The 17,706-nt window shown below is 58.9% G+C and carries 12 protein-coding genes; 4 read left to right on the top strand and 8 right to left on the bottom strand.

The window, feature by feature from the left end; all coding sequences use genetic code 11:
* Nucleotides 1–6: 6 nt before the first annotated feature.
* The 6 genes from WCA10_RS21940 to WCA10_RS21915 form a co-directional block, all read right to left on the bottom strand.
* Nucleotides 7–1,008 (bottom strand): FAD binding domain-containing protein, encoded by a 1,002-nt coding sequence (locus tag WCA10_RS21940; RefSeq protein WP_472824667.1) that lies wholly within the window; start codon nt 1,006–1,008, stop codon nt 7–9.
* The gene (locus WCA10_RS21935) at nt 1,005–3,413 is read right to left on the bottom strand and encodes a xanthine dehydrogenase family protein molybdopterin-binding subunit (protein ID WP_472824666.1); all 2,409 of its coding nucleotides are present in this window, start codon (nt 3,411–3,413) and stop codon (nt 1,005–1,007) included. The genes WCA10_RS21940 and WCA10_RS21935 overlap by 4 nt, the downstream gene beginning before the upstream one ends.
* A gap of 11 nt (nt 3,414–3,424) precedes the next feature.
* A complete protein-coding gene (locus WCA10_RS21930) occupies nt 3,425–4,087 on the bottom strand; it encodes a (2Fe-2S)-binding protein (RefSeq protein ID WP_472824665.1) in 663 nt (220 codons plus the stop codon).
* A gap of 451 nt (nt 4,088–4,538) precedes the next feature.
* On the bottom strand, nt 4,539–5,108 hold the full coding sequence (locus WCA10_RS21925) for an outer membrane beta-barrel protein (protein WP_472824664.1): 570 nt from the start codon (nt 5,106–5,108) through the stop codon (nt 4,539–4,541).
* A 129-nt stretch (nt 5,109–5,237) separates the two neighbouring features.
* A complete protein-coding gene (locus tag WCA10_RS21920) occupies nt 5,238–7,148 on the bottom strand; it encodes a M48 family metalloprotease (RefSeq protein ID WP_472824663.1) in 1,911 nt (636 codons plus the stop codon).
* Between the two features lie 99 nt (nt 7,149–7,247).
* Entirely contained in the window at nt 7,248–8,300 is a 1,053-nt protein-coding gene (locus WCA10_RS21915; protein WP_472824662.1) for an energy transducer TonB, read from the bottom strand.
* 692 nt (nt 8,301–8,992) lie between these two features.
* Here WCA10_RS21915 and galE point away from each other — a divergent pair.
* Complete coding sequence (gene galE / locus WCA10_RS21910; RefSeq protein ID WP_472824661.1) at nt 8,993–10,006, top strand: UDP-glucose 4-epimerase GalE; 1,014 nt, start codon at nt 8,993–8,995, stop codon at nt 10,004–10,006.
* 30 nt (nt 10,007–10,036) lie between these two features.
* On the opposite strand, the gene WCA10_RS21905 is transcribed toward galE, so the two are convergent.
* Nucleotides 10,037–11,971, bottom strand: coding sequence for a tetratricopeptide repeat protein (locus WCA10_RS21905; RefSeq protein WP_472824660.1), 1,935 nt, complete (start codon nt 11,969–11,971; stop codon nt 10,037–10,039).
* A gap of 158 nt (nt 11,972–12,129) precedes the next feature.
* Between WCA10_RS21905 and WCA10_RS21900 the strand changes: the two genes are divergently transcribed.
* From WCA10_RS21900 to acs, 3 genes are all read left to right on the top strand, one after another.
* A complete protein-coding gene (locus tag WCA10_RS21900; RefSeq protein ID WP_472824659.1) occupies nt 12,130–13,245 on the top strand; it encodes a ScyD/ScyE family protein in 1,116 nt (371 codons plus the stop codon).
* A 207-nt stretch (nt 13,246–13,452) separates the two neighbouring features.
* Nucleotides 13,453–14,964, top strand: coding sequence for an MFS transporter (locus WCA10_RS21895; RefSeq protein WP_472824658.1), 1,512 nt, complete (start codon nt 13,453–13,455; stop codon nt 14,962–14,964).
* A 158-nt stretch (nt 14,965–15,122) separates the two neighbouring features.
* Nucleotides 15,123–17,135 carry an acetate--CoA ligase gene (gene acs / locus WCA10_RS21890; RefSeq protein ID WP_472824657.1) on the top strand — a complete coding sequence of 671 codons (2,013 nt, stop codon included), beginning with the start codon at nt 15,123–15,125 and terminating at the stop codon, nt 17,133–17,135.
* 384 nt (nt 17,136–17,519) lie between these two features.
* Here the strand turns inward: acs and WCA10_RS21885 are convergent.
* Nucleotides 17,520–17,706 (bottom strand): hypothetical protein (locus WCA10_RS21885; protein WP_472824656.1); only part of this gene is annotated, 187 nt, incomplete at its 5' end.

Raw genomic sequence — 17,706 nt, 5'->3', positions numbered from 1 at the left:
TATCTCCTAGCCTGCCGCGCTCGGGTCGCGGTCCATTTGTCCGGCAGCCAGCAGAATGGTGCGATAGATGGCGACAGGGAAAAGCTCGACCTTGTACGCGTTCATCGAGAGCGGCTGCACGTTTGTCATAGCGGCTTTGCCCGCCGCACGCGCCGTTTCTTCGTTAATCGGTTTGCCCGTAAGCACGGCTTCCGCCTCACTTGAACGGCGAACGACCGGGGATGCTGCGCCCATCGTGATCACGGCTTTGCGACAGACGTTTCCGTCCATCTCCAGCACCACTCCCGCATCGGCAATTGCCCAGTCGAAGCTCTCTTTTTCTCCGTATTTCTGGTAGGCCGAGCGCGTGCCAGGAGCGAGCTTCGGGATGGTCACGGCTGTCAGCAGTTCATCGGGCTGGATGACGCTGAACTTCGTCGGGTTTGCATCGGGCTGAACATAGAAGTCTTTGATCGCCAGGGTCCGCTTGCCATTCTTCGCGGAGGTAAGCTCGATGCTGGCATTGAGTCCGAGCAGCGCCACGGCAGCCGAGGACGGCGCTACCGCAGGGCAAGTGCCGTAATCCATGATGGCGTGGTACTGGTTGAGCCCGGTGATTGCGAAACAGAACTCCTTGCCTTTCCTGATGCATTGGAAGTCTGCCGATCGGTAATACCAGCACTGAACGGGTTGCAGCAAGTTCCCGCCCACCGTCGCCATGTTCCGGATATGGGGTGTTGCTGCGTGCCCGCAGGCATCGGAAAGAATCTGATATTTCTCGCGAATGAGAGGGTGGTCGCTGATCTCACCCAGCGTGGCAAGCGCGCCGACGCTGAGGCCGTTCTCTGTCTCGTGGATTCCGCGCAGCGACGAAACGTTGCGGATATTCACGAGCTTCGACGGCTGAATCGTACCGTTTTTCATCCGTGCGAGAAGATCGACACCGCCGGCCTTGATGACCGCTCCATCCTTCAACTGCGACAAGGCCGCGTCAACGGTTGTGCAATCTGCTACAGCAAAACTGTTCATGCCAAACTCCTCCCCGATACAGGCTGATTCAACGCGGCCAAAACCACCGCGGGCGTCATTGGCGTCTGGCGAATCCGCACGCCGAGTGCGTTATAAACCGCGTTGCCGATTGCGGCTCCAACGGAGACGATGCCGGCCGCCTCGCCGATTCCCGATGCATCGGTGGAACTCTGCCCGATATACGCCTCCACCAGCCGCACATCGATCTCAGGTGTTTCGCGCGAGCCGGTGATCTTGTACTGCTCCAGATTCGGATTCACCATTAGACCGTAATCCGGATCGAGCAGGCGGTTCTCAAACAAGGTGTACGAGATTCCTTGAAGAACTCCACCATTGATCTGGCTGATTACTTGCGCTGGATTCATCGGGCGCCCGCAGTCGTGCACGGAAAGAATCCGCTTGACGTGAATGCGCCCGATTTCTGCGTCAACCTCGACCTCCGCAACGTCGACACCGCCGTAGGTCAGATATTTGCTGCGATCGTAGTCGGGAACGCGTTTGGATTGGACCGCGATCTGATCGGTCTTCATTTTGGCCGCTGCACGTTTGAAGCTGACAGGCTGCATCTTCCCGGACTTGCTGCGAACCTCTCCGTCCACCAGTTCCAGCTCGCTGCCTGTCGTTCCGAATGCAGGAGCAATCTCCTCCAGAAATTTCTGCGAAGCCTGCCATGCCGCATCGCGAACGGCAGGCGTGAGCGAGAGTGTGGTCATGCTGCCGCCGGAACTCGGTCCTACGGGATAATTCGTGTCGCCGACTTTGACCGCAATTTTATCGAGTGGCACTCCAAACTGTTCCGCCATCATCTGCGCCATTACAGTCTTGATGCCGGAACCGATGTCCTGCACCGCGGAGAGCACTTCGATCGATCCATCTTTGTGGACGCGTACCTCCGCCGCTGAATCCATGTTCACGAAGCGATACCACACCGACTGCGCAAATCCCACGCCGCGTTTTATGGGACCGCGATCCGCATTGGCCACTGGGTTTCGTGATTTCCAAAGCGCGCTTTCGCGGACGACCTGGCGCTCAACTTTGCGCACCGGATGCAGGTCGATTCGTTCGCGGAGATCGAGCGGGTCAAGATTCAGCTTCATTGCAAGTTCGTCGATTGTCTGCTCCAGCGCGAAAGCACCCGGCGGATGTCCCGGGGCCCGCATGGCCGCCCCCGGACCCGCGTTGGTGAATACGTCATTCTCCTCAGTGTGGAGCGAGGCGTACTTGTAGAGATTCGAGGCCGGACCTGCGCATCCCGCTCCAGTCCCACAACCTGCGGTGCCGTAGCTGACCAGGTGAACTGCGGTAAGCGTACCGTCCTTCTTCGCGCCGATGCGCAGCATCTGGTCGGAACTCGGACGATTCCCAACCGAGAGGTGCTCCTCCGCACGGTCAAGCATCAGGCGGACCGGAGCTCCAGCCTTCTTTGAAAGAGTCGCTGCGACCACGCCATGATTGCCGGCTCCGAACTTCGCCCCGAATCCTCCGCCCATGAACTCAGTGAGGACGCGAACTTGAGTCATCGGGATTTTGAAGAACCCTGCAAGTTCCTCGCGCACACCGGAGACCCCCTGGGTCGAGGCCCAAACGGTCAACAACTCCGGCTTCCAATCGGCTACTACGCCATGCGTCTCGAGGGCCGAATGTGTCTGCACCTGCGTAACATAATGCCCTTCGACAACTACATCGGCGTCCCGCAAGCCCTGCTCGACATCCGCAACCTTGCGGATGGCGGGCCCATGCACATTGCCGGTTTGAGGCACACCATGTGGGCCACCACCACCTCCCGCAGTACCTCCCTGGTCTGCAGCGCCCGGAAAAACAAGCGGAGCGTCCGCAGCGCGCGCCTTGTCGAGGTCCACGACAAAGGGAAGCGACTCGTATTTCACTTTCACGAGAGCGGCCGCTTCCTCTGCTGCATTGGGGCTGGTGGCCGCAACGGCCGCGATCGGTTGCCCTGCATAGCGCACCACTGGAAAATTCGAGTGCTCAAGCGACGGATCGCGTAAAGAGGCACTGCCCAGCACATGCTCAATTACGTGAACGGCGCGGACACCCGGATGACTTTCCGCTGCAGAGGTGTCGATGGAGACAACCTTTGCATGAGGCACGTTGGCATTCACGAATTTCGCGTAGAGCATTCCCGGCAGTTGTATATCAGACGTGTAACGCGCACGCCCCGTGGCTTTGGCAAGACCATCCCATCGCTCGGGAGATTTTCCGACATACTTCAAATCCTTATTGATCGGCCAGACCGGAGGCTCAGTGACCGGCACTTCGCGCGGCTCATCGTGCAGCGTGTAATCGGGCACGCCCACCGGCACATTTACGGTTTTCTTGTCGGATTTTCCACCCGCTGCGGCATCGGGTTGCTGGAGCATCGATTCCTCATTCCGATGAGTCGGCATGATCACCTCCGTTAGGCCTTTCGCGTGTTTCCGGCTGCTTCAAGAGTAGCGGCAAATATTTTGGGGTAGGTTCCGCATCGGCACAGATTGCCTGAAATCGCGTGACGCACATCTGACTCCGTAGGACGGGGATTCTTTTCGAGAAGCGCCGCACAACTCATCACCATGCCCGGCGTGCAGAAGCCGCACTGCATGGCATCGTGTTTCACAAACGCGGCCTGTAGGGGATGTGGCTCGCCGTCGGCGGAAATTCCTTCGATCGTCGTCACCTCGTGACCGATCGCATCCACCGCCAGTGTCATGCAGCTGTTCACCGGCATCTTGTCGAGCCAGACCGTACACCCCGAACAGGCTCCGCGATCGCAGATGACCTTGGTTCCCGTCATGCCGAGATGGATCCGCAACGCATCGGCCAACGTGGTGCGGGGCTCGATCTCCAAGCCGTGCTCTTTGCCGTTAATCTTGAGGCGAACGGGAACTGGACCGGGTCCCAGTTCTGTGACACCCGGGTTCGTTGTCGCCGCTGTCTCACGGCTGAATGCCTGAACTCCGTCGAGCAAAGCTGTTCCGGCGGCAGTCAACCCGGCGCCCTTCAGAAAGCCGCGGCGGCTGATGCCGTGATTTTCATCTTGAGTTTCCGGTGAAGAGCGCGGTGATTTCGTGGGATCGGACATTGACTCCTCCTGAGGCCTTTCAGGAACTGATGGTATGACACTTGGCATCCTGGCGGTTGTTGGGATCGGATTGTGGAGACGAGTTTCAGGGACAAAACTGCTTGCCCAAAAACTATAGCTCCCCTCGAACCGAAGCGTACACAGAATTCGGCGGATCAGAGCCGATGAACCAGGCAATCTTCTTCGCCAACTCGGCTCTCAAATCCTGTATTGATCGGGCTGCCGGAAGTGCTGCGTCAGCGATAAGGACTGTAGCAGCGAGAAATAAAAGATCTCCGAGCTACCAAGGCCGAGTGCCACCACACGAAAAGCAGGTCCTTCACTCCGCTTACCCCCGATGATTCTCGTTCGCGGGCCCGAAGCGACTACGTTTGATGACAATCTCACTAAATCACAAATAGCCAAGACCTCGGAACTCGAAACCCTGAACTACGAAATCTGAACTCTGCACTCAGAAGATCTTGTAGGCGATGCCGGCACTGGCGCCATAGGGCTTCAGCACGTCGTTGTTGACCCAGTTGGGCCAGAACTGGTACTCGAAGTCGAAGGGGCGGACGACGAAGTGCTTGCTCAGCTTCAGGTCGACACCGCCACCGAGAGCGATATCGGTGAAGCGGCCGTAGGCCTGGTTGTACTCGAAGTTCATCCTGCCCAGTCCGACGAGCGCTTTGCCGTAGGGCGTAATGCCGAGCCGCCTGAATTCATGAATGGGCACGCGAGGCCCGATGAGGTAGTTGTCTTCGTTGATGTCGACGTAGGTATTCTGACGCAGCCAGCGCGCTTCTGCTTCGATCTGGATCCAGCGCGTCATCTTCAGGTCTGCGTAAGCGCCGAATCCGAACAGGCGTTGCGGACTGGACTGGGGCAGGCCGCCGCCCGCATAGTCCGGCTGGAAAACGGAGCCCATTCCGCCCGCGGTCAGCGATAACTGGCCGCGAAATGCCGAGGGCGCCACTTGCGCATGCAAAGAAGCAGCAGCGCAAATCAAAAAGATGAAAACAGAAACTGCAATTCTTCTCATGGGAAGGGAAATGGTTCACTCCTCGCAGTGAATCGGTTGACCATACAACTCGAAATCGGCACTCAGTATAAAGGCCCAGGGCGGATAGCGGGATTCTGCTATTCGACCCTGAGCCCGATGAAATTGAACTTACTGCTGCGGGTTTGGCTGTTGCGGGTTCGGCGTACTGGGTGTCTGTTGTGGCTGGGGGCCCTCAGCCTGTGAAGGCGCCGGCTGGTCTGAAGCGACGGGAGGCGGCGTTCCACCGGTGGTTTGTCCGGCCGGCGGAGCGGCGGGAGGCGGATCGCCGGCCGCGGGCTGTACTGCTGCGCCCGCTTTTGGCTTGGCCGCAGCCGCCGCATTTGCCGCCTGCGATTGTGCTTCGTCGTACCGCTGCAGCCTGAAGTAAACCGGCGTCACTTCGAGCGGCATCTTGTCGCGCGGGTTGAGCGGAGCATACATCTTGGCGTTCAACTGGTGCACGTGGTCATCCCACGGATCGGTCTTCAGCCAGCTTCCCAGGGGAAGAGCCGGAATCTGCGCCAGGTCGTCCCAGTTGATTTTGGGGGCGCTGTGGGCCAGCGTCGTCATCCACGGTGTGCCGTCGAGTTTCAGCAACGAGTCGCCAAGCTTCGGCGTGTTGAGCGCCTTGAGAACCTGGCCGCGATCGGCTAGCTGCTCCCAGAAGAGGCCGGCGGTCGACAACTGATCTTTGTACATCGACGCGTCGAGGTACTGCTGGGCCCTGGCGGCCGCTTCCTGATTGTCGTGATCGGTGTGGTTCATGTTGACGCGGCGGAACGAAGCCTCATCGGGGAACATGAGCCGGTCGTTGAAGGCGTAGCGGGTGTCGATGTGGTGGCCGAGCGCGATGTGCGCCAGTTCCATAGAGATGACCGAGGCGATGGTTGCCTCATTGCGGGGCATGGTATCGATGAGGCCCTTGCTGATGAGGATGGTGTTGCCGACGGTGGTGGTCTCGATGGTGTCGGTAAGCAGGATGCGGCAGTGCACGGGCATGCTGAGGGGAATGTTGTTCGGCACCACGAGGTTGGTGACGATCTGATCGAGCACCGTCTGCTCAAAGCCATTGGGACTGAGAGGCGCAACCAGGCCGGCCTGTTCGAGGCGGTCGATCACGTTGTCTTCGGCCTGCAGAACCCATTGACGCGAGGCTTGCAGCGGGCTCACGTCCTGCGAGTCGTCGCTCTTGTCCTCGGCGTCTTCCACTTTCATGCTCACGCTCTCGCTGTCACGCGTGGGCAGCTTAAGGCTGTAACCCCAGAAGTGGGTCTGCGCCTTGAGGCCTTCATCCTTTTCGCCGGCGCGGTTCGATTCTTCAACGTAGATGGCAACCGGCAGCCAAATGCCCGGCTGGACGTTCATGCGCCAGCTGTCGAAGTGGAAGTAGTAGCGGGAATCATCCTCGGAGCGCGGCCCGGTGTAAGTTCCGTTGAAGCGGACAACGTTGCCGTCCTGGTCCTCAATCCAGATGCGGCCGTAGAAGCGGCCCATGCCGCTAACCTTCGGATGCACGTCGAAGACCCAGGTGCGCACGGAGCCGAGGAATTCGCGGCGCACAAAGCTGAACACGTAGTGCTGCTGATCGAACCCCGTGGGATCGAGGAACATCATCTGCATGAAGCCGGTCGGGTTATAGGTAAAGTGCTTATCGAGACCCAGGGCCTTCGTGAGCCCGGTGATGGCGCCAAACGATCCCTTGAACCAGCCCTTCTTGCCGCTGACATCCTTCGCTTCGTAGGTCTTGTCGAAGAAGCCTTTGCCGAAGTCAACGCGGCTGAGCGTGTACTGATCGCTTGTGGGCACCTGGTAGAGCTTCACATCGGGGCGCGTGTTCTGGATGTAGGTCTCTACAAGCGGAGTGCGCTGCTGGATCGCCTTGATCAGGATCTTTTCCTGCCCGATGGCTTTCTGCACAAGCGCGGCCTGATCCGGGGTCAACTGGTGGGCCTGCTCGTAGACCGGAGTTTTTTTCGCATACGCCCCGGATGTCCCAAGCGCCATGGTCAGGAGGGTTAGGGCGATCTTTCTGTACTTCATGTCATCTCCTAGGATGATTCGATCTTGCATTTCTAAGACAGTGTCAGAGTCTGTTGCTTCTGCTCGCGCACTGTCGTGATCATTGGTGCAAATTGGACGCTATGCCAACTGAAACGTGATGGTGATGTTGGTCGTTAAATCCACTGCCTGTCCGTTGCGTGTGGCGGGACGAAAACGAATTTGCGCAGCCACGCGGCGGGCTTCTTCATCCAGTCCGTGACCCAACCCGTGAACGACGCTCTTGATGATGACTTGTCCCGCGGCGGTGAACGTTACGCGCAGAATCACGTCGCCCTGAACCCGCAATTGACGTGCCTCCGGAGTGTATTGCACTGCAGGTTTTGACAGTACTTCGAGGTTGGTGGGCGCCACCTCACCGGGCGAATGCTGCATCGCGGGAACGGTCGCCAATTGTGTCTGGATTCCCGCGGCTGCAACTTTGCCGCCCGTCGCATAACCCGTCGTTGCGGTTCCCGTTCCGCCGGGGATTCCAGCCTGCGCAACCTTGCCGACGACGCCGGCGTTGGAACCGGACTTCAATCCATTGCCGATTCCGGCCGAGCCCACCACTCCGTGAGGAGCGACCGCCGGACCTTCCATTCCACCGTAGGGATTGCCGATCGCGGCCACGGTCGCCGGCCGGCTCGCGTTCGGATTCGGCGTGACGCCGAAGGTTTCGCCCAGGTGCACAGGCTTGGTTGAAGCCTTCACCGTTTTGTTCTGTGCAGGCATCGCTGCGGTCAGCGCCGCTTTGGGCTGAGGTGCGAGGATGATCGCCGGCCTGGCCGCCTTGATCTGCGGCGCATTCAGCTTGCTCTCCATCTCCAGCGGCTTCAGAGCCGGCTTCGGCTCGATCTTGGGCATGTTGATCTTGGGCTGCTCCATCCGCATCTCAAGCTTGGGCTTGGGCAGATCGGGAAGCTTGGGCGGAGGAGGAGTCTTGAACTTCGGCTGCGGGGGCGGCGTGGTAGGGAAGATCAGCTCCGTCTGCTCGAATTTGTGTTCCTGAATGACGCGCTTGGCCGTCATGCCGACATAGATCACCAGGCCCAGGATGATCATATTAACGGTCACGCTCGTGAAGAACGAGGCGGACCGGCCTTCAGGCTCCGGAAGCAAGCCAAACGTCATACGATCTGGATAGCCACTCATCTGCATCTTCATACCTCGGGGTTCGCCTCGGAGAGGGCGTTTTCAGTCTGAAGAGAACCAGGCAAAACACCGTTGAGGAGGGACGCCTGAAAATGACTCCATCTCGCCATTTTGCCCCCAACCTCTTCAGGGCATGCAGAACCCATTTTCAATTGCCGCAAGCACTCCTCGCTGATTCTGGCAACTGGCTGATTCCAAAAAGAAAAGCATTGCGTGCTATACGGTGTTTGAAGGCAGAGGGTGGAAGCGCCTCTCAAACCCGCGTGCTGTCTTTGACGCTGACCCTCCCCGTTCGGGACAGGAGGAACGCGAATGTCTCCCCCTATGCTATCGGAATTGGAGGCGCAAGCGCCAGCCCGATTGGTTTTCGGCTCCAAACTGCGGCAACAGACCGCAAACCCAATTTTACAAACACGACCCGAACCCATCGGACCACTCCCCGGTAAAACCAAATGCATCAAAACCCAAGGTGCAGATTCTCATTTCGGAGAGCGGGGCACAAAGGAACTTCCACCAGCAGAATGTACCCATCCTCAAACCCCAAATATGATCACCTGTTGTGCTCATATTTTGCGTAGTTCGGGCAAGCCGCTTTAAAGGCGGTCTTTAGGTTGAACGGCGCAAACCGTTCCTGCTTGCCTGCTGTAATAGACTCACGGTAACCCAATCCGCTCTGGAAGGACAGTCTTTTTGTGAGAACTTTGGTTACCGGCGGTGCTGGTTATGTCGGCGGAACAGTTGCATCCTTGCTCGTCTCCATGGGTCACAAGCCCACGGTTTTTGACAATCTTTGTCATGCTCGCCGCGAGATGGTTCCCGCAGGGGTCGATTTCATCCAGGGTGACCTCGCAGACCGGGCTCTACTTGCAAATATCTTCAAGGCCGCCAAGGAAGAGGGAAAGCCTTTTGAGGCTGTACTCCACTTTGCCGCGCTGATCGAAGCCGGCGAATCGATGGTGCATCCCGAGCTCTACTTTCGTAATAACACGGCATCCACGCTGGCGCTGCTTGAAGCTGTGATCTCCGACGGCCCGCATCGCGTGGTGTTTTCATCTACGGCCGCCGTCTATGGAGAGCCGGAATCCGTGCCCATCCTGGAAGGCGCGCGGCTCAAGCCGACCAACGTTTATGGAGAATCAAAGCTGCTCGTCGAAACCATGCTCAACTGGTTCCATGCCATTCACGGACTGCTCTCCGTTTCGCTGCGCTACTTCAACGTGGCGGGCGCGCCGGAAGGCCCCGATGGCATTACTCGCGGCGAAGATCATGAGCCGGAATCGCACCTGATCCCGCTGATCCTCGATGTTGCGCTGGGGCGCCGCAAATCGATCCGCATCTACGGCGATGATTACGCCACACCGGACGGTACGTGCATTCGCGACTACATCCACGTTGCAGACCTGGCGGATGCACACCTGCTGGCGCTAAAGGCGCTCGAGAGCGATGCCGCGGTGAAGGCGCGCCTGATCTTCAACCTCGGTAACGGCAAGGGATTCAGCGTGCGCGAGGTCATCGAGTCGGCCCGCCGCGTCACCGGCCACCCCATTCCCGCGGAACTGCACCCGCGCCGGGCAGGCGACCCGGCGGTGCTGGTTGCCAGCTCTGAAAAGGCGATATGCGAACTGGGATGGAAACCGCGCTACACGCAGCTCGACAATATTGTTCGCACAGCCTGGGCGTGGCACCAGAAGCGGTATCGATCCTGAGCCGGTGGGATTGCGCAGACTGGTCAGACTTCAGAGTGCGTTGGCAGAAACTTCGTGCACGGCATCGACTGCCTGTTGATGGGTCATGCGGTCCCACAGCGCACGGAGGCGCGGATCGCGGATCTCATCGGACCACTTAGGGTCGCTGGCAAGCGAAATCAGGAATGGGGATCGTACGTCATAAGCTTTGTTGAGCCAAACATAGGTGCGCCCATGGTCACCAAGCGACAAATAGACGACGGCGATCAGGTACGGATCGACGTAAATCTTTTTTGCCTGCTCCTTGAGCTGGCGCAGGGTCTCCTCCGCCGATTGTTTATCTTCTGAGACGCCCTCGGTGTATCCGATCTCCGCAGTAATGATGGGCGGCTCGATGCCGTTGGCGGGCTTGAATGCTCGAAGTGTCTCCAGGGCTTCTTTGTAGCGGCCGGTTTTGGTGAGCGCACGGCCCAGGCCCCAGTAGCCAAGTACAGATTGGAAGTCGACGGCCATCGCCTGGCGGTAATAGCGAATCGAGTCGTCATACTGGCCGGCATAATATTTCACGCAGCCCAGCTCGGAAATCAGCATGGAGGAGTCGGGATCGAATTCGAGCATGCGCTGCAGGTCTTCCTCTGCGTGCCGATATCGGCCGTTGGTGGCCAGCAGATGCGCCGTACATCCCAGCGACCAGATGGCGTTTTCCCGGGTATCGGCCTGTGCGAGCTCGGTCTGCGCGGCAGGCAGGTTCCAGTCATATAAAAGATCGATTAAGCCGAGAATTCCATGCGCCTGCCGGATGGAGGGATCGAGCGAGAGCGCGTGTTGGGCGTACTGGCGCGCGAGCGGCATGTGATCGAGAGGCAACTCGTAGTACACGCCTAACTCCAGATGCGCCTCGGCAAGGGACGAATATGCGAGAGCGAAAGAGGGGTCGAGTTTGACGGCTGCTTGAAACTCTTCGATGGAGCGATGGAGGTTGCCGGGATCATCGCGTTTCCGGACCAGCATTTCGCCGCGGAGAAAATATGCGAAGGCCACGGGACTCGAGGTGAGCGGCTGTTGTGCGCCAGCGGAATCCTTTGCATTGAGCTGGATGCCCAGCCCGTTCACCACGTCCTGCACAATGTCGGCCTGGATGGGCCTGAGATCCGCTTCGTCTGGAATGTATTGACGGCTGATGAGAACCGAGCCGTCTTTGGCATTGCTCAGTTCAGCGTTGAGCACCATATCGCCGTCGGAGTTGCGCACCAGAGCGCCGGTGAGCAGGTACCCGACACTGAATTGGGTGGCGGCATTCTGGCGGGTCATCCGTTCTACAGCCGCGCGCGAAAGAACTCGCACGCGAGGCAATTGCGAAAACTGGCGGATCAGGGTTTGTGTAATTCCCTCGGTCAGGTAAGTGTTCGAGTCTGAGCCTGTCTCGTTTGAGAAGGGAAGGACGGCCAGGACAATTTGCCCGTTCGCGCGGGAGGCGGCCTGAGCGGGGTTCCGCCTTCTGAGCAGCATCGTCCCAACGACGGCAATCAGAAGGAGAACGGCGAGCGCTCCCAGGACGACGGGACGGCGATTCCAGGAATGCGGTGCCTCGACGGCAGTTGAAGGTGTCTGTGCGGCAGGTGCAGGCGTTTCGAACGTTGTAGGATTCCGGATGAAGTTGGCGTGGTATCCGCCCTTTGGGACGTCGATGATGATCGGATCGTTTCGGCCCGCTTCGGCATAGTACTCGCGGAGCCGGGCCCGCATGCGCCCCGCCTCCACACGCACGGTCGCGTCGATGGATGGGTCGTACGAGACGTTCCGCTCGAAGACGTCGACCGCGATGGCAAATTCTTTCAGGGACTCATCGGCATTGCTGAGGGAGGCCTCGACAACGAAACGGAGAAACCGCTGGCTGCGATGGGAGTTGGCAAAGGGCACGGACGCAATCACGCGATTCAGTTCGGCCCGGATATCCTCCGCCGAAGGCGTTTGCGTCGACTCCATTGCGTCCTCTAAATATGTCAAGAAATTGACGTTCGTTACGTGCTGGAAAAGGCCGTAAGTTACATGCCGGAACTTATCACAATTCTGCTTTATGCCTAGAGTCTGGGTTCTGAGCAGCCCATCCGGAATGCTGCCAAATCACTCGAGGTCACTCCAATATGAAGATTCCCAAGGTCGCTTTGCTGACAGCTGCGGCACTGGCCGCAAGCCTATTCCCCAATTCACTTACCGCGCAACCCTCCTCCAATGTGCACGTTTGGGTTACAGGCCTCAACGGTCCCCGCGGGCTCACGTTTGGTCCTGATGGGAATCTCTACGTCGCCGAGGCCGGGACGGGGGGGACCACTTCCACAACCTGCACGCAGGTCATTCCTCCCATCGGGCCTTACCTTGGCGGCAATACCGGACAGATCTCCAAGATCACCCCGAGCGGCAAGCGCACAATTGTTGCCAGCGGATTTCCGTCAACCGTGGCGGCTACAGGCGATTTATCCAGCGTGGCCGGCGTCGCTTTTGTCGATGGAACACTCTATGCCCTTGTAGCTGGCGGAGGATGTTCCCACGGCGGAACCCGCCCCAATGGACTCTACAAAGTGAACCTGTCAAACGGCTCGTGGAGCCTGGTGGCCGACCTCAGCAAGTTCATCCAGACGCACCCGGTGAAGTATCCGAACCTGCCGGACTTCGAACCGGATGGCACTTTCTTCAGCATGACTGAGTTTGAGCACAAGCTGTATGCGGTCGAGCCCAATCACGGCCAGATTATTTCCATTGGTACAGATGGCTCGATGGACTCAGTGCTCGATGTTTCGGCATCGGAGGGACACATTGTTCCCACGTCGATCACGTCGCATGACGGCCAGCTTTACCTGGGCAACCTCTACCTGTTTCCCATTGTGCCCACGGCAGCGCGCATTCTTACGCTTGGCCGCGCAGAATGCAGCCAGGTCCCTGCTCCGGGTCTCGAGGATCGCGGTTACTCGCGCGACCTGCACATCCTGAATTCCAAAGCTGGTTTTACGTCGGTGACTGGAGTTGCATTCGGTCCTGACGGCCTGCTTTACGTGCTCGAACTTTCCGACGCTGCAGGATTTCCAACCCCAGGCGCCGGTAAAGTGGTCCGCGTCAATCACAACGGGAGCATTGAGGACGTCGCCACAGGGCTTGTTGTGCCGACGGGCATGGCGTTCGGTCGTAACGGCAAGCTCTATGTCTCGAATTTTGGCGCAGCGCCTCCGGGGACAGGCCAGATCGTACAGATCGATCTTCCCTAACCGGCACGCGCATCTCAACCTTTCGCACGAAATGATGTTTTCTGAAGGCGCCAGCAGGTCGCTCTCCCGTGGCGCCTTACTTTTTGAGCAGACGATTGTGCGATGAATTTGCTTGACTTCGGTCCTGTGGCGCCAGCAGAGTTGGCGTTGAAGTCCCGGTGCGCGCCCCCGCTGATAAGCCGGACACTTCGCGAGGTCGATCAGCGAATGTCTTCTCTGGCCGTAGGCAGCACTGTCTCTGCCCCACCGCGCGGGCTTGCCAAGATCATCCTCGGTGCGTCTACCGGCACCCTGATCGAGTGGTACGACTTCTACATCTTCGGCTCGTTGACTTCGGTTCTGGCCGTCAAGTTTTATCCGCCCGGTAACGACACGTTCGCCCTGATCGCCTATCTTGCAACGTTCGCCGTGGGATTTCTGGTTCGGCCATTCGGCGCGTTGTTTTTTGGGAGCGTCGGCGATCTGGTGGGCCGCAGGATCGCGTTTATCGCTACGCTCGGCATCATGGGAACGGCCACCGCGTCGATCGGGCTGCTACCGACATACCATACTGCCGGGTGGTTTTCGCCCATCGCGCTGATTCTTATCCGCCTGCTGCAGGGGCTGGCCATCGGCGGCGAATACGGGGGCGCGGCGGTGTACGTCGCCGAACACGTGCCGGACACGAGGCGTGGCTTTTACACCAGCTTTCTGCAGATGACAGCAGGCATTGGTCTCGTTCTCTCGCTGGGCGTTATTCTCGCCACTCAAAAGTCGATGCCGGGCGAGAGCTTCCAGCGTTGGGGATGGCGCCTGCCGTTCCTGCTGTCCATTCTGCTGGTAGGCATCTCGCTCTATATCCGCTTTCGCATGAAAGAGTCGCCGATCTTCTCGCACATGAAGGCGTCGGGAGGCGGTTCCAACGCGCCGATCAGAGACGCATTCGGGAAGTGGGTGAATCTCAAACAGGTGCTCATCTCGCTGTTCGGTGCCGCCGCCGGCCAGTCGGTTGTTTCGTATACGGGAATGTTTTTCGCGCTCTTTTACCTGCAGAACATCGTGCGCGTGAAGGCAGAAACGTCAAACATCATTGTTGCCGTGGCAATCATTGCAGCCCAACCGCTCTATCCAATCGTTGGAGCGCTTTCTGACCGAATCGGCCGCAAGAAGATCATGATGGCGGGATTGCTGTTGTTTGTTGTCTGTGCGTTTCCCATATACAAGGCCATGCAGCAGGCTGCGGGCAACAATGTTGTGACGGTGGGCTCAACCAAAGACAGGGTCACAGGCGACATTCACCTTACGCCCCTCACGCGCGACGCCTCCGGCGGCCAACTCGATACAGCACCTGAGGCGCCCCATCCCAATCAGTCCGCGCTTATCTTTCTCATCTGGCTGCAGACGGTGTTTTCGATCCTGACGTACGCTCCGATCGCCGCGTATCTGGTAGAGGCATTTCCGGCGAAGGTACGCTACACGTCGGTTTCTCTGCCGTATCACATCGGCAACGGCGTTTTCGGAGGTTTGCTGCCGATGATCGGCGTAAGCCTCTGCGCCTCAACGGGAAGCATCTACGCGGGGTTGATCTACCCGGTTGCGGTCGCTTCGCTCAGTTTCGTGGTGGGCATGATTTTCCTGAAAGAAAGCCGCGGGACGCTGATCTGGGAAGAGCTTGCGACGACAAAGCCGGCGACATGGCCTGTTCCCGCGCCTCTGACAGCTTCAGCTTCGGCGGAATAGCGGACAAATGCCTCCGATTCCGTGCGTTGCGCCATCCGCTTGACTTGCTCTCTATGGCCCTCCCCCGATAAAGTTGCTCCGATACGTTTGCCCGCCAGCGTGCCCAGTGTTGTCGGCGCCTTTTAGAGCGGCGGCTCAATCCCTGAAGGGACTCATTCATGTCTTCCGCGCACGTTCCTGCAGATCCCAAGTCAGTTTCATCCCTCTCCAGTCAGGATCTCGAGTCGACTCTCCGCGAAAACCGCGTCTTTCCTCCACCGGAGAAGTTCTCGAAGCACGCCTACATCCAGAGCCTCGAGCAATACGAAAAGCTGTACCAGGAGTCCATCCAAGACCCCGAAAAATTCTGGGCCGGTATTGCGAAGGAACTGCATTGGTTCAAGCCGTGGGACAAGGTGCTGGAGTGGAATCTGCCGTCGGCCAAGTGGTTTGTGGGCGGAAAGCTCAACCTGAGCTATAACTGTCTCGATCGCCACGTGCACAGCGAACGTGCCGGCAAGACGGCGATCCTGTGGGAGGGTGAGCCGGGTGAGGTTCGCCGCCTGACCTATGCGGAGTTGCACGCCGAAGTGCAGCGCTTCGCCAATGGCCTCAAGACCCTCGGCATCAAGAAGGGCGATCGCGTTGCCGTGTACATGGGCATGACGCCGGAGCTGGCCATCGCCGTGCTGGCCTGTGCGCGCATCGGCGCCGTCCATTCCGTGATCTTCGGCGGATTCGCCGCCAATGCGATTGCCGATCGCGTGAACGACTGTGGATGCGTGGCAATCATCACGCAGGACACGAGCTATCGCCGCGGCAACGAAGTTCAGCTCAAGCGCACTGTGGACGAGGCTATGCCTGCTTGCCACACCGTCAACCACGTCATTGTCTACAAGCGGACTGGGTCGCCGGTACACATGATTACGGGCCGCGACTGGTGGTGGCACGACATCGTTGCCAATGCGCCGACAGAATGCCCTGCAGAGCCGATGGACTCCGAGGATCCGCTGTACATTCTCTACACCTCGGGCACGACCGGGAAGCCGAAAGGCCTGGTCCACACCACGGGCGGCTACGCGGTGCAGACGTATATCACGACGAAGTACGTTTTCGATCTGCACGATGACGACATCTACTGGTGCTCGGCCGACGTTGGCTGGGTGACCGGGCACTCGTATGTGGTGTACGGGCCGCTCCAGAATGGCGCGACGGTGCTGATGTACGAGGGCGCCCCCAACTGGCCCGACTTTTCGCGCTTCTGGAAGATCATCGACGACCACCGCGTGACGATCTTTTACACCGCACCCACGGCGATTCGCGCCTTCATGAAGTGGGGCGACCAGTTCGTCGAAAAATTCAAGCTCGACTCGCTTCGCCTGCTCGGGACGGTTGGTGAACCGATCAATCCTGAAGCCTGGATGTGGTATCGCGAGAAGATCGGCCGCAACCGCTGCCCCATTGTGGATACGTGGTGGCAGACTGAAACCGGCTCCATCATGATCGCGCCCATTCCCGGTGCTGTTCCGACGAAACCCGGCTCGGCCACGCGGCCATTTTTCGGCATCCAGCCTGAAGTGATTACGAAACCCGATGCGGAAGGGAAGTTTCACGCTGTTCCGGCGGGCTCGGGCGGATTGTTGATTATTCGCAAGCCATGGCCTTCGATGGCGCGTACCGTCTACGGCGATCCCGAGCGATATCAGAGGACCTACTGGTCCGACGTTCCCGGCTGCTACTTCACCGGAGATGGCGCGCGCATGGACGCCGATGGCTACTTCTGGCTGATGGGCCGCGTCGACGACGTCATCAACGTGAGCGGACACCGCCTCGGCACCATGGAAGTGGAGTCGGCCCTTGTTGCACACCCGAAGGTCGCGGAGGCAGCGGTGGTGGGCCGTCCCGACGAGCTCAAGGGCCAGGCCATCTCGGCATTTGTATCTCTCGAGAGCGGCAACCAGCCCAGCGAAGCGTTGAAGGACGAGCTGCGCAAGTGGGTGGCAAAAGAAATCGGCGCGCTCGCACGCCCTGACGACATTCGCTTTACCGAAGCGCTGCCGAAAACGCGCAGCGGCAAGATCATGCGACGGCTGTTGCGCGAGCTGGCCACCCACGGCGAAATCAAGGGCGACACGACTACGCTGGAAGACTTCACGGTGATTGCGAAGTTGCGAGAGGCGGAAGAAGGCTGAGCTTCCCGTCGTCCGCAGTCCTATGTTGATTGAAAGATGCCCGCACAGGCGACGCGATCGAAGAGAGCCACTTTGAGACGAACTACAACTTACATGATGGTTGTGTCCTCACTATTCCTCGGCAGTGCAAACTGTCTGCTGGCCCAGAGTCTCTCTGCCGATAGCTTTCTGAACAGTGTGTCCGCTCATCCATTCGACCGCCAAGTGGAACAGGATCGGTACTTGGCGATTTGCGATTCTCTAAGCACCGTTTCGCCCGCGGAAGTGGAAAGAATACTCCCAGCCGTGCTGATGCATACGCGTCCCGGTGGTGATGCCCATGAGCGCCTGTACGCGGTTGGCTTTCTCTTCGACATTGCAATGCGGCCCGACCGGGCTGCTTTGCTATCCGCCACGACCGAGCAGGTTGCCGCTCTGATTCTCGATGCGAATCTGGGGGTCCAGCCACTCTTGTCCAAAACAGCGATTCTGTAAATCCACAGGGCTGATTTCAGAGGACATGGGGATATTCCCTCGCCGATAGTGGCGGGTTTGGTCGAGGACTCGCGCTGGATGGATTTCTAAGTGCCGG

The sequence above is a fragment of the Occallatibacter sp. genome (assembly GCF_049582745.1).
GTDB lineage: Bacteria > Acidobacteriota > Terriglobia > Terriglobales > Acidobacteriaceae > Telmatobacter.
The sequence above is the reverse complement of the archived record's forward strand: the minus strand, read 5'-3'. Positions and strand labels throughout refer to the sequence as shown.

What these genes read in the sequence shown, in the direction of transcription:
- WCA10_RS21915 (WP_472824662.1), bottom strand. Translation starts at nt 8,300, where the DNA reads ATGAGTGGCTATCCAGATCGTATGACGTTTGGCTTGCTTCCGGAGCCT.
- acs (WP_472824657.1), top strand. Translation starts at nt 15,123, where the DNA reads ATGTCTTCCGCGCACGTTCCTGCAGATCCCAAGTCAGTTTCATCCCTC.
- WCA10_RS21930 (WP_472824665.1), bottom strand. Translation starts at nt 4,087, where the DNA reads ATGTCCGATCCCACGAAATCACCGCGCTCTTCACCGGAAACTCAAGAT.
- WCA10_RS21920 (WP_472824663.1), bottom strand. Translation starts at nt 7,148, where the DNA reads ATGAAGTACAGAAAGATCGCCCTAACCCTCCTGACCATGGCGCTTGGG.
- WCA10_RS21935 (WP_472824666.1), bottom strand. Translation starts at nt 3,413, where the DNA reads ATGCCGACTCATCGGAATGAGGAATCGATGCTCCAGCAACCCGATGCC.
- WCA10_RS21895 (WP_472824658.1), top strand. Translation starts at nt 13,453, where the DNA reads ATGTCTTCTCTGGCCGTAGGCAGCACTGTCTCTGCCCCACCGCGCGGG.
- WCA10_RS21900 (WP_472824659.1), top strand. Translation starts at nt 12,130, where the DNA reads ATGAAGATTCCCAAGGTCGCTTTGCTGACAGCTGCGGCACTGGCCGCA.
- WCA10_RS21925 (WP_472824664.1), bottom strand. Translation starts at nt 5,108, where the DNA reads ATGAGAAGAATTGCAGTTTCTGTTTTCATCTTTTTGATTTGCGCTGCT.
- WCA10_RS21905 (WP_472824660.1), bottom strand. Translation starts at nt 11,971, where the DNA reads ATGGAGTCGACGCAAACGCCTTCGGCGGAGGATATCCGGGCCGAACTG.
- WCA10_RS21940 (WP_472824667.1), bottom strand. Translation starts at nt 1,008, where the DNA reads ATGAACAGTTTTGCTGTAGCAGATTGCACAACCGTTGACGCGGCCTTG.